Below are 16,320 nucleotides of genomic sequence, written 5' to 3'. Positions count from 1 at the left end.
AATTATGAAAAAGATTATATTTTTATCAATGCTTTCATTAGGGAGCACAGCTACATTTAAGGCACAAGGAGTGGGAATTGGAAATACAAACCCTACGCGAACATTAGACGTCACCGGAAATACTAAATTGAGCGGAAATTTGTATTTTGAAAATCCAGGAACATTTTCGGGACCATCTACACAGTCTTATCTACTCGTAAGAGACAACAGTGACAAGGTACTGAAAAGATACATACCTGCAACTTCGGAATACAGCGCTATTAACAGTACAGTCTATTACATTACGAACATTACTCCCGGAGGATTAACAGATTTTGATACTAAAATCCCATCAAGCAAGTATTACTTAATTATTGGCGGATTTATTGTGAGAGGCGTCAACGATAATTCTAATATAAGAATTAATCAAGATGCGAGCAATGCGCAGTATATACCTCAATATTCGGCACGTTCTTTTGAATTGAACGGAACATGGCATGTTAAGTTTACACCAAACAATAACCGTGTTTTTAATCAAAATCCAGAGATTAGACTCAGCGTAAGTGTTTACCGTAAAGATATGCTTACAACTGTAAATAACATGATTAATTTTGATATGCAAGCTGCACAAACAGGAATTGGTAGTGTTCCTGCACCTAGTCTTCCGTAAACATTAAAATTCGATTGTTAATTATTAAAGTATTTTAGGATAAAAATTGTAAAGGATTAGTATTTATTGCAAAATAAACTACTCCGACGGAAGTCTAGAGGTAATTCTCTCTGAATAAAAAAACTAAAATTCAGCAGTATAATTGTAAGAAGTAGTTTTTTCTCTGATTATGATTAGGCACTGTACTTTTCAAGAAAAATCCCGCTAATACAAGCGGGATTTTATTATTTTAAATCTAAATTTATTTTATTTCTACGGGAACTGAGATTTTATCCCAATCCATTGTAAATCCATTTTTGTTTATTTTATAAACTAAAGTTTCCTGTGTTGTTGGTAAAGCCTTTGTTTTTACATCAACACGTAAAGCATCTTGTGCTTCCTGGTATTTATAAGCGCCCCACTGTTTTGACTCTTTGTTAAAAATTGCAGTCCATGTTCCGGATTCTTTAGGAATCAAGAAGAAGCTGTATTTACCTGCAGGAAGTTTTTTACCTTGCACGGTAATATCTTTATCTGTTTCGAAAGTAGTTGCTTCGTTTGCACCTGCACGCCAAACTTTATTGTAAGCTTCCAAACCACCCCAGATTGTACGCCCTTTAACAGATGGACTGCTGTAAGCAATCGTAATATTTGCATCTTTAATTTTTCCTGTGGCAGTCATTGGAGGACTCGCGGGTTTTTTAGTTTCCTGTGCAAAAGAGTTTATTGAAATCGTCATTGCAGCAATTACCATTGTAGCAGATTTAATCATTGTTTTCATAATATTTTGTATAAATTTTTGTTTGTTTTTCTTTTACGAATGTACTGCTTTTCGCTTATAAAACAATAACCCGATAGCCGAAAATATAATGACTGCCGCTGCACCAATTACATTAAGCCAAAGAAAGGAAACAATATCAAATTGATAGACGGCAATTACTGTAATTTCTGACAAAATCGCAGAGATAAATACATTGGTTCCTGTAATTTTTTTATAGTAAAATGCGACAAGAAAAATCCCCAAAATCGGGCCGTAAAATAGCGAACCCAATACATTCACCGCTTCGATCAATGAACCCATTTGCGTAGCAAACATCGCTACACCAATCGAGAAAATTCCCCACGCTAAAGTATGGAGGCGACTGTACTTTAGTTCAGTTTCATCATCAGGAATTTCTTTTTTAAATATTAAATGAACATCCTTTAATGAACAGGCGGCAAGTGAATTCAGTGCGGCAGAAATTGAACCCCAGCTTGCAAGAAAAATGACGGCAAACAGCAAACCAATCATCCCGACAGGCAAAGTGTTTTTTACGAAATAGAGGAAAATGTAATTCGTATCTGTTTTCTCGGCATTATAGCTTGATTGATTGATAGCCTCTTCTACCCTGCTGTGAAGTGCTTTTACCCCAGTTTGTGTATTTTTAAAATCCTGAACTTTTTTGTTCAGTTGAGGAGATTTTGTTTCCTTTAATTTTAAAATTTCTTTCGACTCTGCATTAAATTTTATTTGTAAATCCTGATGTTCTTTTTCAAAAACCGCAGCCTGTTCAGGTTTTGTTTCCTTTAAATGTTGATAAGATCGTTCATTAAAATAAATCGGAGCCGGTTTCAGAGAAAAGAAGGCAAAAAGCAAAGCACCAATCAGCAAAATAGCAAACTGCATCGGAATTTTAACCAAACCATTCAGCAGCAAGCCCATTTTTGCATTGGTATTATCTTTCGCCGTAATGTATCTTCCAACCTGACTTTGGTCTGTTCCGAAATAAGAAAGTGCGAGAAAAAATCCACCAATTAAACCGCTCCAGATGTTATACTTATCTTTCCAGTCGAAGTCTGTAGTGATGACATTTAGTTTTCCTGACTTTCCTGCCAAATAAAGCGCATCTTTAAAACCAATTCCATTCGGCATATTTTCAATAAGAAGATAACCTGCAAAAGCCATCGTTCCCAGAATAATGAGAAACTGTAATTTTTGAGTGTGGGCAATTGCTTTAGCACCACCAACGTAGGTATAAATCAGTAAAATCCCACCCGTTAAAACATTCGTCAGATAAATATTCCAGTTTAAAACGCTTGATAAAATGATAGCCGGAGCGTAAATGCTGATTCCGGTTGATAATCCTCTGGAAAAAAGGAAAAGCAGTGAAGTCAGCACCCTTGTTTTTTTATCAAAACGGTTTTCCAAATATTCGTAGGCTGTGTAAACATTTAACCGCTGAAAAATCGGGATAAAAGTAATACAGATCACAATCATTGCCCACGGCAGACCAAAATAATACTGAACGAAACGCATCCCGTCTGTATACGCCTGTCCGGGTGCCGAAAGAAACGTAATCGCACTTGCCTGAGTCGCCATAATGCCAACCAGCACGATGTACCAAGGCATTTTGTTGTCTGCTTTCAGGTAAGATTCATTGCTTTTTTGTCCACGACCGATGAATACGCCATAAATCACCACTGCAACCAATGTAAAAATAAGAACTGTCCAATCTATCGTACTCATGCCCAGAATTTAGTAAACAAATAATAAAATACGATTTGAACAACTAATGCAAATGCCAATAGTATATACCAAGTATTCCAGTTTTTAAGTTGATTATTCATTAGTTTTTCTGTGCAGATAAAAAGTTTAAAAATAAACGGGCCGCACCCACATTTCCTGCAGGCAACTGTCTGAAAAACGCCAACGGTGTATAAATAAAATTACCTTTTCCGTATTTTGCATATAAAGTTGATCCCTGAAGAGTTTCTTCACCCATATCGTGCATTTCGAATAGTGGTTCGTAAGCTGCATCCCATTTGTCAGGGAAATAGGCGCCACGTTCCTGCACCCATCCGTTAAAATCATTTGCAGTAATTTTGTTCGGATAGTTCAGCAATTTATGATTGGGATTTAAAAATTTAACCTCAGCATTTTCTTCGGTCACTCTTTTATTGGTAATGTTGAATTTGTAAATTCCCAACTGATCAACCGTAGTATCCTGACTGGTGTTATACTGCATTACCAAGTTACCTCCGTTTTTTACATAAGACCATAAAAAAGGCATCCATCGACCGAGCTTTTTCTCTGTATTATTGGCACGAATTCCAAGAACGATGGCGTCGTATTGTGATAATTTGTTTTGACTTCCGTTTCCGGATTCATCATTATTGCCATAAAAATCTTCGTCTTTCAAGACATCAACCTGAATACCTGCAATTCTTAGAAACTCAGGAATAAAATCTCCAGCGCCTTGTACATAACCAACCTTTTTAACTTTAGACTGAATATCACCTTTCATCACAACCACGCTTGCAGGCGCAAAATACTGTAAAGATGGTAAATGCGGATACTGAATTAATACCTGTTTTTTATTATAAGCTATTCCATCAGCAACAAAATCAGCTTCCAATTGTAATTGATTTGATTTTACTGAGGCTAATTTAGCTTTTGGAATGACATACCCGACCGTAAAATCTTTTCCACTGATCGATTTTAAATCACCGCCACCTAATCGTTCTCCATTATACATCAGGTTTACTTTTCCACTGCTGAACTGTTTGTTGGAATTCGCCTTAAAATTTAGGTTTACATTCAAATCTTCATTTTCTTTAACTAAATAAAGCGGTTGTGTAAATTTCAGTTCCAAAGCAGGAACAATTCTTAAGGCTTCAACCACATCACCACGAACAGGATCTAATTTTTTAAAAGATAAAGGAAGCTTCACCTGAAATTTTTCTGAATCGATTTTTAAATCAAGCAAAATACTTAATGGTGATTCAGTTTCAGGCAAACCGACTAAAGTATCATTTGGGACAGAAAAAGTAGCCGCATCTTTGGCTGATTTTGCTAACCAATACGGTTCTGTAAGTGCTGCATCTGCAGGAATCTGAATTTGATGCTGAATCGTAATTAAAGAATCTTTTGATAGTTTTCTGTTGAAGTTTTCTGACTGATTCAACCATTTTACATTTTCTAAAACGACAGGATTTTCTGCTCTTGAAATTACATTTAATCTAAAATTATGACTTTCTCCTGCAACAGCTTCTGGTTGATTGGTAACCACTTCGCCCATAAATCCTGCACAGCTTAAAATAATTTGATCGAGAGATTTAATTTTATCCTTTTTTATATCTGAATCTTTTAACGTTATAACCTTTTTTCGTAAAGCAAGCAAAGCAGGTAAACTAAGATCAGGACGATTAAAATTAAAATTAGAGATGATTTTATCTAATGACTGATCAATGTCAGGATTTCCTTCTTTTGTCCACGTTTTATTGATTCCGTCAAAAAGGATAGATTTTGCAGGTTCACCATCAACATTGGAAAAATATTCAGTTTTAATTCCGGCAACAGATTGTGTTCCTGCTCCCTGACTTTTATGTAAACTTCTGCTTAATCCTGCCAGTTCACCATAACCTAATCCGAGTTGTGCATCATATTGTCCTACAGTCACTTTCAACTGATTTTCAGCGGTTGTGTTTACTCCACCGAATCGGAAAGTATTCCACAAAATGCGTTTTGGTTGCCAAATATTGACAAATTTCAATTGATTCGGAAAAGCTTTTTTATCACCTGCCAATTTAAAAGCCTTTTCCGCAACGACAGCCGAAGCCGCATGTTGTCCGTGTCCTGCCGCAGCAGTTGGTGGAAAACGACAGATAATTACATCAGGACGGAACTTTCGGATCACCCAGACTACATCTGCTGTAATACTGTTTTCATCCCATTGTTTAAAAGTGTCGGTCGTATTTTTAGAAAACCCGAAATCTATTGCCCGGGTGAAAAACTGTTGCGCGCCGTCTAACTTTCTCGCCTCTAAAAGCTCATGCGTTCTGATTAAACCCAAAGCAGCACCTTGCTCCGTACCCAATAAATTCTGACCACCATCACCTCTTGTTAAAGACAGATAGCCCGTTTCTACATTTTGGTCGTTGATTAACCAGGAAAGCAATCCTGTATTTTCATCATCGGGATGAGCCGCAAGATATAAAACTTTAGGTAAATGTTTCAGGGTTTTGAGATCGCGGTAAATTTCGGATGATTTTGAAGGACGAACCTGTTGAGCCGAAGTTAAAACCGTTGAAAGGCTAAGAATAACTGCAATAGATACTTTTTTGAACATTTGAATTTGCTTTGCAGGGCAAATATAAGTAAAACGTTTTTCTTTCAACCTTAAAAGAAAAGCAACGAGTAACTCCAAACATTCTATCATGTTCTTCCTAAAATCGTTTTGTAAATATTGCAAACAAAGGATCAACAATGCCAACTCCGATTGTTTTTAATGCTTAAAATAATATTTCAATGCCTTATTATAACCTCAGAATATCATTTTCATATATAGATGTGTCCCACTTATTTGAAAATATTTTAAGTTACGAGATTTCCCCGATTTTCTAAAAATCAGTTTTTTCCCTGAAATCAAGCTTGTTTAAATAATTGAAATTTGTATCAGACAAAAGGGGTAAGACTTTGAATTAAAAGTAAGTGAAACTATAAAGTATCAGCTTGTTAACTTTTTAGCCTGCTCCGTTAAAGTTAAAACAAAATAATAACCTATCATAGAAAAAATATGGCAGATACAGTAAATAATCAGACGACAGATGCAGTTACACAGACGAATGTTACTGTGCTTGGAGAATCTCCGGCTCAGGCAATGAGTATGCTTTATCAGATGGCAACCCACGCAAGCGGAATTTCAATACAAAATTCAGCGACAAACCAGCACAATTTAAATCAGCTCAATCCCGCAATTGTTGCAGATGCCATAAAGATTTTAAAAGGATAAATAATATTACAAAGCAATGGACGAGATCAATAGTGAAACAGCTCTGTCTCAGCAAGCCGAAGCACAAACTGCTACAGAAAAATCTGTACAGTTTATAAACGCTGAGGTATTAGCACCACCGGAAGCCTCTCCGATGGGAGGTATTACAAAAGTGATGATCGAACAGTCTACGGGAATGATGGTTCAAGATTTACAATCATTTTTAAAAGGTTTTGAGCAGCTTGGCCTGATTGCTATTAGCCGGCTAGCAAATAATTTACTCACCTATGGAACATGGAGCGAAAATAAACCTCCGCCCGGTATTTCAACATCTTCCGAGATTCATGATAATGGTCAGGGAAATGAAATGATAAGGGATTTATTTAAAATGGTTAGCGAGTATGCTGAAGCAAAGACAAAAATCTCCAATGCTATGTTCCAACCTAATTTTATCAATCCTATGAATGGATCAGGCGCAGATAATCCTGAAATTCCTTCAAAACCTGTCTTTAGCTCCGGGGAAAGTGAAAAAAAAAACCTGTAAAAGAACCTGAAACCGATTCTTTTTCTGAGAATAATAACATTACAACTAAAAAAACTGTTGTAAGCCCTGAAAACAGTGATAAAAATAAGATCGATGTATCAGATCTGCCATCGCAACCGAATAATGTAAACAGAACAAAGCTTTTAGAAATTCACACAAGTGAAGCTTCAAAACCGTCCATATTTTCAAAACTCATAGAAAAACTTAAAAATAATAAAAAATGAATTATTCAACCGAAACAAAACCAGCAAAAATTTTAAATTTCCGATCGTTAAAGGAAATAAATGAAAGTCTCCTAATAACCAGAAGCAGTGATGCTGAATATTTCAGTATTAAAAAACCGGAAAATAATAATGACCGTGTCTCTTTCTCGCTGACTACTTCAGACATTAATATTCAGCCCGTTATAAGACAAGTAGTATGCACCAATAAAGGGAAAAGATATAACAATTATAAGTCATTCGTTATTGAACCTAAAAGTAAATCAACTGGCATTGTAGTAATCATGATCAAGTTAGAAGAACAAGAGACTTTTTTTTGTAACCTTCGAATTCTTCCTCTTAATAAACTGAGTGATATTGCCGATACGGAGGTTGATTCTAAACTTCTTACACTTAATCTTGAAAAGTCAAAATATATCCTTAAAACAGATATTACTGTCACATCATCAAATACAGGAGAGCCTCTGTACTCCGTTCATGACGTTGATGTTAATGCCACTTCAGATCTGGTAACCCAAAATGAAATCATCGAGTTAAAAAGAGAATTAGAATTTCAGGGCGCTAAATTAATAGCTCACTATTTCCAGGAAATAGTAGATATTATTCTAAAAGAAAATTCGAACACTACGGGAAAGACTCCACTAATTCCAGACGAGTATTATTTAAGTCTTCCTAACAATCAGCTTAAGGAAATAATTTCTGCCAATGCAATTGCAGGTTGCATCGCACTGGAAATTGTTGGAGCAAATGTAATTAAGGATCTCAACAGAGATTGGACTTCCGCAGCAGCATATATTGAATATTTATTTTAAATATTATCATTTACTGGCAACTTACTTATAAATCTAATCATAAAATAAAGGTTGATGAGCAGAATCATATATCAAAGAATAAAACCTTATGGAAGTGGGAAAAAAAACTTTCCTATAACGATTGATGTAGAGCCGGTAGAGCAACAGCAGGTTCTACTAGACAAAGAAGCCGTAATGTCTTTTGTGATCAATCATGAAGATGAAATTATTACATATATTAAGGATCGGGCAGTAAAAGAAACCCTTACGCACTTATCTCCTCTTCTTCAAAAGCTGGAAGAAGCTGTACAGCAGCAGCAAGCACACAAACAAGAGTTACAGGAAGCTACAAATAAAGGAGGCCTTGCTCCTATTGACCACGCTGAGCGATTAAAAAATCTGCAGGAATCTTTCAAAAATAAAGAAATAAAAGTTGCGAAAAGATTAAGCCAGATACAGGCAAGATTTGGCGCTTTACATCAATAATATCAACACCAAAATAACAGGAATTATGTCACATAAAGAAACAGGAATAAATACTGAAGTCTTAGGAATGTCTTCTGCAGTACCTGCTGCTATATTAATGCAGGTTAATGCCCATTCGACAGGATTAATGTATGAGCAATCTGTTATGAATCAGCAAAAAGATTCGCTTATCGGATTAAGCAGTTCTGTAATAGGAATTAAAAAGATGAGCTCATTAAAATTAAAAAAGAATCTAAAAGTTTTTAGAAAAAGCCGCTTTGACTTTTAATTTGTTTGCCTTTAATATTAAGGCTACATCTTCAAATGATGTGATAAAGGCTAACATTTTCGTATCCTATATCAGATTTAAAAAATTATAAAACTAGTTTAAAATCAAATAATTATTAACCGAGATTTATCTCAAAAAATTTACAATTATGGCAGTGAATACACAAATCACAGACGCAGTAACACAATCAAATGTAAAAGTTGTAGGTGAAGCGCCTGCAATGGCACTAGGTAATGTTTACCAGACAGCAGCACACTCAACAGGTCTTATGTTTGAAAATGCAGTAAACAATCAAAACCAGCAGAATATCTTGGGGCAAGCAGCCACCAATCAGGGAGTTATGCAAATCTATAGTGTGGATACAGTAGCAGACGCTATTTCCATCGCTAGAATGTTGAATCCAAATCCTTAGTAAGGATCTTAAAAACAGGAAACTTTCAGCAACCATGAGCAATTTTTTTTGCTCCTGAACAAATCAACTTTTAATGAATATGTCCGGAGAATCCGGTTCTTTCTAAATTTAAAAAAATTTTAATTATGTCATTCGTAAACCAACAAATCACAGATGCGGTAACGCAAACCAATGTAAAAGTAGTAGGTGAAGCACCTGCAGTAGCACTAGGTAATGTTTACCAAACGGCTGCTCATTCAACGGGACTTATGTTCGAAAATTCTGTAAATAACCAGAATCAACAGAATATTTTAGGACAGGCAGCAACCACACAAGGCGTAATGCAGATCTACAGTGTCGATACAGTAGCAGACGCTATTTCTATTGCCAGAATGCTTAATCCTAACCCGTAAATCAATAGCATAAAGCAAATATTTAGCAGCCGGACCTCGTCCGGTTGTTTTAAAAAACAAACAACCCTTTTAATCTAAATCACCGGAAAATCCGGAAGTTAAACTTTTAAAATATAAAATATGGCATTCGTAAATGAACAAATCACAGACGCTGTAACGCAAACTAATGTAAAAGTAGTTGCAGAATCACCCGCTATGGCTTTAGCAAACGTATATCAGACAGCTGCACATTCTACAGGACTTATGTTTGAAAATGCAGTGAACAGTCAGAACCAACAAAATATATTGGGACAGGCAGCAACTACTCAGGGAGTCATGCAGATTTACAGTATGGATACTGTGGCAGATGCAGTATCAATTGCAAGAATGATGAATCCTTCTTAAGATGTTACAATTATATCAGGGAGAGTTTATCTGTTCTCCCTGATTTAATAATTAAAAAAATTAAGATAACTAAAAAAATTAGAAATGAGAAAAATAATATCTTTTCTTTCACAACCAAGAGCATTACCCTTACAAAGAATTTGGGATCGTTCACAGCCTTTTTACAGCCAAATTTTACAATCTGAAGAATATGCTCCCATGGCTCGGAGGATCAACCGGGCAATTTATCCTGAAGGATGGCGGGGATTTCCTCTTTTAAGCCCTTTACGAAGTATGGGAAGATGGCTGGGATGGAAAATTAATTATGGCGAACATAAATTTGCATTTAGAGTTATGGGAGGAGAAGTTTCCCCTGAATTCAATGCCCGTACCCTATATACATACTCAAAAGCTTCTATAACAAGGTCTGTTCCCTTTGCTCTTATCGGAGAGGATCATACTGTTTTTGGTGCAAGATCTCAAGGAGGTTTAGCAACGGCCGGTATGGGAGGTCCTGTACGTACAACCCACGATGACGAGGCTTTAACGATGAAAAATGTAGCCGAGGCGGGGCATTTATTTAGCGGAGGATATTTAGAATTTAGATTTGTAGAAATAGATGGGTTTGTGTACACAGAAATACGAGGCGGAGGATACAATAATTTCAGATGGATTAATCAGAAAGTAGGAACCAGACTATTTCCTTCTATGGCGAAAGCTGGCGTTGCAGGTTTAAGGAGATCTAGAAACCTTCCGAGAATAGATCATTCTGTTGAAGATATTACCGATTTTAACCGTAAATGGTAAATCATTTATCCAGTAAAACAATATCATGAGCATTTATAATATTGTTTTGAACAGCATAAATAACCAGACCTGCACTATTTTTAACACCAGTTTTAACCATCAAGTTAGATTTATGTGTCTCTACTGTTTTAGGAGAAATGAATAAAGTATCTGCTATTTCTTTCGTATTTAATTGTTGACAAACGAGCTTAAGAACATCAATTTCCCGCTCTGTCAGATCATCTTTCGAAAACGAATTGAATTCAGGAAGTCTATTCGACAGCTGGCTTCTCATCAGCTCAACCTGCTCTTTAGAGAAATAATGACCATGATGATGAACAGTGTGCATTACCTTAATCAGATCTTCCAAATCAATTTCTTTAGATAAAAATGCATGTGCTCCCATTTTCAGCATTTGTCCCATGAATGATCTTCTGTAAAAACTTGAAAGGACAATGATTTTAATTTCGGTTTTCCGGATGGTCATTTCAGACAGTACTGCGAGACCGTCACCATCAGACATTCTAAGATCTAACAGAAGAATTTGTGGTATCGCAATATCCGTGTCATTTAGAAATTGATTACCGCTTACATAGGTTTGAACCACGAAATAATCTTTGGTAGTATTAATATATTGTTTTAGTAATTGTACAAATAATTTGTCATCATCCACGATGCCAACTTTTATTTTTGATTGTTCCATATTAGATCTATGTTATATTGATGACGATAATAAAACCCGTGCCTTTTTGGGGCATGGATTTATATTTAAAATGAGCATCCATATTTTTGGTTCGTAACTTAATATTTTGTAGTCCGATTCCTGATGTTTTTTCTTTATAGTTAAAGCCTTTACCATTATCTTTCACCTGTAAAATAATATTTTTTTGTGAAATTCTAAGCGAAACTGTTATGACTGAGGCATCAGCATGCTTTAAAATATTGCTGATCAATTCCTGAAATATCCTGAACGTGTTTAGTTTTATTGTATTATTGATGCTATTTTCATGTAAAATCAATTGATGATAATCAACAAAAATACTTCTTCTTACCTCTTCAAGATAATCTGAAATTAGATCAGTCAGATCCACTTCATTAAGATCGGGAGGGGTTAATTGATGGGTAAAATTTCTGATAAGCTGCATTGATTTTTTCAAATCTAAATGGAGTTCATTCAAATCTTTGTAATAAAGACTATGACGCAGGAGGTTTAATCTAGATATAATATTGTCATGCAGTTCTGCAGCTAGCCTCTCCCGATCTTTTTCCTGAAAATAAAGAGTATTATCGTCATATTCTGTCTGTAATTTATCAATTAGACTGAAGGTTTGTCGTTTGTTATTTTCAGTGTTTTTTATATAACGAAGTATAACGGCAGTGATAAAAATCGTTGTTAAAGATAACAAACCAATCCCAATCCATATCCATGCGACGATCAGGCCGCCATCCTGTCTGATTTCCATCCCAAGTTGATAAAAGTTATATATAAAAACCACAGGAGTACCCCTCTGAAAAGCCAGATAGGAGCTACCCACTTCAAGTGATGACTTATTAGAAAATTAAAAGTCGTTGATATAATACTCTCGATTGAGAAAAATAAAAAAACAATCACATTTGTTCCTAACAAAATCTTATCACTTTCAGGATTCTTAAAAATATACATAAAGTACATAGCCGCAAACGTGCAGATAATAATATCTGTAACGATATTGAAATAAAAATGATGCAAACCTGTTCCTAGCTTTATAAAACTGTTAAGTAAAAATAACAGTGCTGAGAAAAGATAGACAACAATTTTCACAGTATCAGGAATTTTTAAAAAATACTTATGGTAAATCTCCGTTATTATCAAAAGAGTAAAACTTTGACTGATCGGATAAATAAATATATTCGCTGTGTTAACTTTTGTTATACGAAAAATTAAATCAGGCAATTCTGTTGCAATCTCACCTAAAAGAAAAATAAATAATAATTTCTTTGATTTTCTCCCACGATGAAGAAGTATGATTAATCCAAAAAGCAACGTGAAATTAATGATCAACTGCAGATAAACCGACAATTGATTATAGATATTCATCACTTTTCAGTAATAATTGATAATTCGTATTTGGGTCTGTTGCTGTAAAAGGTGGTCGTGGAGTGGAATAATTCTCCGCTGTTTTACTTATGCTGTCAATTTTCAAATCTTTTATGGTAATTAACTCTATATGAAAATCTTTTATATCATTAGATTCTTTTCCCTCATTCGTAATCCCGAAAAAACAAATGCATGACTGACCGGTTTCAAGCTCCATTCTTTTGTAATCATCAAAAGGAACCGTGATGATGCGAAAAAAATCATTTTTTTGTGTAGCCATCCATGCACTACAAAACATATTGAAAATAAAATTGCGGTAAATTGCCGATTCTGATGAGATAGGAGGACCGGAGCACAACTGCATTTCAGGAAGATTCAGTGGAGGTTTTCGGTTGAATTCCCTCTTTACGATATAACTAAAATCTCCTTTTGCATCACTATCAGAATCTATTAAATACAACTTAAATAGATTATTTTCAATGCCTGCATAAACATGAATAAATTGATTTTCAACTCCTGCAAGGCGTATACTCCATTCTTTTATTACAGAGGCATCAATTGAAAAATGTGATCCTTGATTTAAAAATTCCAGAAGCTCTTTTGCGCTGTCTATATTTCCCTGCTGATAAGAATAAATGAGTGCTTTCCAATTTTTAATAGCTTTGTAAACAAGTTCTAATTCCATGTTAATTTGATTTGGTGGTTAAATTTTTTTTAAATTTACAAAAAAAGCCTTTACACCAATCATATAAGTACTTTTTGGTGAATTATTTTGTAATCTTACCTTGTAAATCAATACTATAAAATACTTTTAATTAAATCAGATATTTAATTATTGTTTGATGAAACTGAATTTTTAATATTCTATCTCAACTAAAATATCAGAGCTTCTTCCTCAAACGGAATCATACAATCAAAACTCAGTTTTTGGTAATATTGATAAAGAACAAACAGTATCTGGTATTTCATTTCAGTATAGCTAAGATTAAATATAAAAGCAGTCTTTTTGAGACTGCTTTTATATTTAACGAAACCCATTATGCATTTTGTATCCTTGTGTTTATTTAAACACCATGAAAACAAAGTTTCGCAGTAAAATACTTTTATCGTTGACTATAAATCTTTATCCGCAACAAATAAATCATCTGCATTTTCTGAAATCGGAATATACAATCTTTCCCACGATTTACTTTTTACCATATCCCAACTGTGACCTTTTCCTTTAAGATCTTCTGCCAATAGCACGGTTCCCGGTTTAATAATGAATGTAGAACCGTCTGTAACTTTAAATCTGATATTTCCTTTTAAAGTAATCACATATTGCCTTCTTGGAGCAGGATGAGCGTTTTTCTCCCAGTCTTCTGTTTTGTTGCTGATCCAGAATGTTGTAGTATTCAGATGTTTCAGCGTAGGAATTCTTCCTTTTTCAAAAGTACACGATCCATCAGGATTATTCACCATTCTTACCGCCGGTATATAATCTTTAGATTCTTCTTTGTTGACCTTAATACTAAGATTTTTGTTTTCTTTATTCTGTGCATTCATCACTCCAACAGTACTTAATGCTAAAACTAGGCTTAAGCCTCTCATGAAATTTTTCATTATAAATTTAATTAATTATTAATTGTAAACCGTATCATAAACCAACATTTTAATAAAAAATGGTTTGTATTTTTGAACTAACGCTAAATGCTCAGGAAGTTTTCCGTAGGCTTCCAATTCTTCCAGACTCTCAAATTCCATTGAGGCATTGTAAGTATATGTGCTGTCTAAAACACTTCTCGGGCTTGAGCCTGCAGGTTTTCCGTAGTGAAGATTTTTTTGATAAGGTAATTTTTTCAAACCTTCAAAGAATTTTTTAAAATCTTCTACTTCTGTCTTCGAAAGATCATTTCTAAGCCAGAAAAACAAATTATGAGCGTACACTTTTTTCTTTTTTTGAGGATTAAACATAGGTAAAGCTGAGGCAAATATATTTCCCGAAATCAGCAACAGAGCGGAAGCCTGAACCGATCGGAATAAAAATTTTCTTCTTTCCATTGTAATTATTTTTAATTAAAATCTATTCTGTACTTTAAAACAAACTGCCATTGTCGGTCAGAAACCACTGCATTATTACTGGGGTCTCCGGTAAAAACGGATCTGTTTTGCGCATCAAAAGTCAATCTTGAAGACATCCCATTCATTAATAATGAAATCCCTGCATCGTAAATTACAGCATTGTCATGAAGACCTTTTAAATCAGATAACTGTATTCCGACAGCGGGTTGTAACTGAAGATTCTTCTTTTCTTTGTTTAAATAAGGAAGTGTTCCGCCTAACTGAACATAATAAGTATTTCCGGTTCCGATTACGGGCATTGCGTTTCCTGCTCCATTTAAGCTTGCTAAAGATGCATCTACAGAAGTTGCAGGATTATTCGTCCCAACATATCGTACATAATTGGGTCCGTAATCATTGTGCATTGCCATTCCGTAAGCACTTACAGAAGTTCCTTTTTCTTTATTCAAAGGAGCATTATAAAATAAATCTACCGCAAAATTTTTCATATCGTCGTTGATGGTATTTTTATTAATATCCTGATGCCACATTGCATCATGAATATAATCGAAACCGGCTCCCACGCTTAAAACATTTTTTTTCCCTACGTACGTTCCGGAATTAAATGGAGTAGAAATATTTTCTGTATCTAAAAAAGCATATCTGAAATATCCTGAAAAATCTTTATTGGGCGAATTTTTGCTGAATGTTGCTACATTGTATTTAGGATCAGCAGTCGACATGGTATAAGGATCTGCAACAACCAAACGATAATCGAATTTGCCAATCTGGCCTTTAATATAAGCACTTAATTCTCTTACCGTATAATCTACAGCTCCCGCATTGGAAGTTGCATAAGCAGGCAAATCATACAATAAAGTGTTTAAAGGTCCTGTGGTAAATCTTGATAAACCTCTCCATGTTGAACGACCTGCACCAAAAGCAATTTTATCGTTGAATGAATATTCTCCATATGCATCCAGCAAATCAAAATAATTGCTGCCTTTTGCGTTAACATTTACATTTGTTGTACCACCCTGTAATACAAACATCATTTTTTCAGTGGGCTTGTAAGTCATTTTTACTCTTATCCTACGAAGAGATAAATCTGAAACGTCAGATTTTGCTTCATTGTTAATTAAGCTTCCTGGATTAAGTTGTGTATATCTTGCCCATAGCTCAGCATAACCACTTAAAGAGATAAATCTCGTATGTTTATCATTAAGGTAATGGGTTAGAGAAGGATTATTAAAATCATTTTTTTTCTGTGCCTCAACTTTTGAGCTTAAACCTATCATTGAAACTATAATAAGCCCAACTTTAAAAGATTTTCTATTCATAACATTTTCTTTTTCTGAATCTTTGTTGATGATTTCAACGGGACAAAATTAGGCTCGAAAATCAAGGAAGTTCATTAGAAAACTATTAGAAAATCTTTAGAAATTCATTAAAACCGTGTGAGCAAAGCTTTAAAATAAAAATATAGAATACCTTTGTACAAGAATTTTAAGGACTTTTGATAATCTATAAATTATCAATAACTGTCCAGAAAATTATTTTAC

Annotated in this window: 19 protein-coding genes; 10 read left to right on the top strand and 9 right to left on the bottom strand. The window is 34.7% G+C overall.

What is annotated here, in order from left to right; genetic code table 11:
• Window positions 1-4: 4 nt before the first annotated feature.
• Window positions 5-649 (top strand): hypothetical protein, encoded by a 645-nt coding sequence (locus ACOOWA_RS05810; RefSeq protein WP_421373874.1) that lies wholly within the window; start codon window positions 5-7, stop codon window positions 647-649.
• A 241-nt stretch (window positions 650-890) separates the two neighbouring features.
• On the opposite strand, the gene ACOOWA_RS05805 is transcribed toward ACOOWA_RS05810, so the two are convergent.
• The 3 genes from ACOOWA_RS05805 to ACOOWA_RS05795 all read right to left on the bottom strand — a co-directional run bounded on the left by ACOOWA_RS05805 (window position 891) and on the right by ACOOWA_RS05795 (window position 5,736).
• Complete coding sequence (locus tag ACOOWA_RS05805) at window positions 891-1,409, bottom strand: DUF2911 domain-containing protein (RefSeq protein WP_421373872.1); 519 nt, start codon at window positions 1,407-1,409, stop codon at window positions 891-893.
• A gap of 33 nt (window positions 1,410-1,442) precedes the next feature.
• Entirely contained in the window at window positions 1,443-3,134 is a 1,692-nt protein-coding gene (locus tag ACOOWA_RS05800; protein WP_421373871.1) for a sodium:solute symporter, read from the bottom strand.
• A 100-nt stretch (window positions 3,135-3,234) separates the two neighbouring features.
• A complete protein-coding gene (locus ACOOWA_RS05795; protein ID WP_421373869.1) occupies window positions 3,235-5,736 on the bottom strand; it encodes a PIG-L family deacetylase in 2,502 nt (833 codons plus the stop codon).
• Window positions 5,737-6,183: 447 nt separating this feature from the next.
• On the opposite strand from ACOOWA_RS05795, the gene ACOOWA_RS05790 reads away from it, so the two are divergent.
• The 9 genes from ACOOWA_RS05790 to ACOOWA_RS05750 all read left to right on the top strand — a co-directional run bounded on the left by ACOOWA_RS05790 (window position 6,184) and on the right by ACOOWA_RS05750 (window position 10,662).
• The gene (locus tag ACOOWA_RS05790; RefSeq protein ID WP_421373867.1) at window positions 6,184-6,399 is read left to right on the top strand and encodes a RebB family R body protein; all 216 of its coding nucleotides are present in this window, start codon (window positions 6,184-6,186) and stop codon (window positions 6,397-6,399) included.
• Window positions 6,400-6,415: 16 nt separating this feature from the next.
• Window positions 6,416-6,922 carry a hypothetical protein gene (locus tag ACOOWA_RS05785; RefSeq protein WP_421373866.1) on the top strand — a complete coding sequence of 169 codons (507 nt, stop codon included), beginning with the start codon at window positions 6,416-6,418 and terminating at the stop codon, window positions 6,920-6,922.
• 220 nt (window positions 6,923-7,142) lie between these two features.
• Complete coding sequence (locus ACOOWA_RS05780) at window positions 7,143-7,955, top strand: hypothetical protein (protein ID WP_421373865.1); 813 nt, start codon at window positions 7,143-7,145, stop codon at window positions 7,953-7,955.
• 54 nt (window positions 7,956-8,009) lie between these two features.
• Window positions 8,010-8,420, top strand: coding sequence for a hypothetical protein (locus tag ACOOWA_RS05775; RefSeq protein ID WP_421373864.1), 411 nt, complete (start codon window positions 8,010-8,012; stop codon window positions 8,418-8,420).
• Window positions 8,421-8,445: 25 nt separating this feature from the next.
• Window positions 8,446-8,688, top strand: a complete 243-nt coding sequence (locus ACOOWA_RS05770) for a RebB family R body protein (RefSeq protein ID WP_421373863.1) — start codon at window positions 8,446-8,448, stop codon at window positions 8,686-8,688.
• A gap of 148 nt (window positions 8,689-8,836) precedes the next feature.
• Window positions 8,837-9,100, top strand: a complete 264-nt coding sequence (locus tag ACOOWA_RS05765; protein WP_421373862.1) for a RebB family R body protein — start codon at window positions 8,837-8,839, stop codon at window positions 9,098-9,100.
• A gap of 125 nt (window positions 9,101-9,225) precedes the next feature.
• On the top strand, window positions 9,226-9,492 hold the full coding sequence (locus ACOOWA_RS05760) for a RebB family R body protein (protein WP_421373861.1): 267 nt from the start codon (window positions 9,226-9,228) through the stop codon (window positions 9,490-9,492).
• 120 nt (window positions 9,493-9,612) lie between these two features.
• Entirely contained in the window at window positions 9,613-9,876 is a 264-nt protein-coding gene (locus ACOOWA_RS05755; RefSeq protein ID WP_421373859.1) for a RebB family R body protein, read from the top strand.
• Between the two features lie 84 nt (window positions 9,877-9,960).
• Window positions 9,961-10,662 carry a hypothetical protein gene (locus ACOOWA_RS05750; protein WP_421373857.1) on the top strand — a complete coding sequence of 234 codons (702 nt, stop codon included), beginning with the start codon at window positions 9,961-9,963 and terminating at the stop codon, window positions 10,660-10,662.
• A gap of 1 nt (window position 10,663) precedes the next feature.
• Here the strand turns inward: ACOOWA_RS05750 and ACOOWA_RS05745 are convergent, their stop codons facing one another.
• The 6 genes from ACOOWA_RS05745 to ACOOWA_RS05720 all read right to left on the bottom strand — a co-directional run bounded on the left by ACOOWA_RS05745 (window position 10,664) and on the right by ACOOWA_RS05720 (window position 16,098).
• Window positions 10,664-11,344 (bottom strand): response regulator transcription factor, encoded by a 681-nt coding sequence (locus tag ACOOWA_RS05745; RefSeq protein WP_421373856.1) that lies wholly within the window; start codon window positions 11,342-11,344, stop codon window positions 10,664-10,666.
• Between the two features lie 7 nt (window positions 11,345-11,351).
• Window positions 11,352-12,104 carry a sensor histidine kinase gene (locus ACOOWA_RS05740; RefSeq protein WP_421373855.1) on the bottom strand — a complete coding sequence of 251 codons (753 nt, stop codon included), beginning with the start codon at window positions 12,102-12,104 and terminating at the stop codon, window positions 11,352-11,354.
• 600 nt (window positions 12,105-12,704) lie between these two features.
• Entirely contained in the window at window positions 12,705-13,403 is a 699-nt protein-coding gene (locus ACOOWA_RS05735) for a hypothetical protein (protein WP_421373853.1), read from the bottom strand.
• 428 nt (window positions 13,404-13,831) lie between these two features.
• Complete coding sequence (locus ACOOWA_RS05730) at window positions 13,832-14,320, bottom strand: hypothetical protein (protein ID WP_421373852.1); 489 nt, start codon at window positions 14,318-14,320, stop codon at window positions 13,832-13,834.
• Between the two features lie 18 nt (window positions 14,321-14,338).
• Entirely contained in the window at window positions 14,339-14,758 is a 420-nt protein-coding gene (locus tag ACOOWA_RS05725; protein WP_421373850.1) for a Dabb family protein, read from the bottom strand.
• Between the two features lie 11 nt (window positions 14,759-14,769).
• Window positions 14,770-16,098 (bottom strand): hypothetical protein, encoded by a 1,329-nt coding sequence (locus tag ACOOWA_RS05720; RefSeq protein WP_421373849.1) that lies wholly within the window; start codon window positions 16,096-16,098, stop codon window positions 14,770-14,772.
• Window positions 16,099-16,320 lie beyond the last annotated feature (222 nt).

It is taken from the genome of Chryseobacterium sp. GP-SGM7 (genome assembly GCF_049166575.1).
Taxonomy (GTDB): Bacteria; Bacteroidota; Bacteroidia; order Flavobacteriales; family Weeksellaceae; genus Chryseobacterium.
This window is presented reverse-complemented; position numbering and strand designations above follow the sequence as displayed.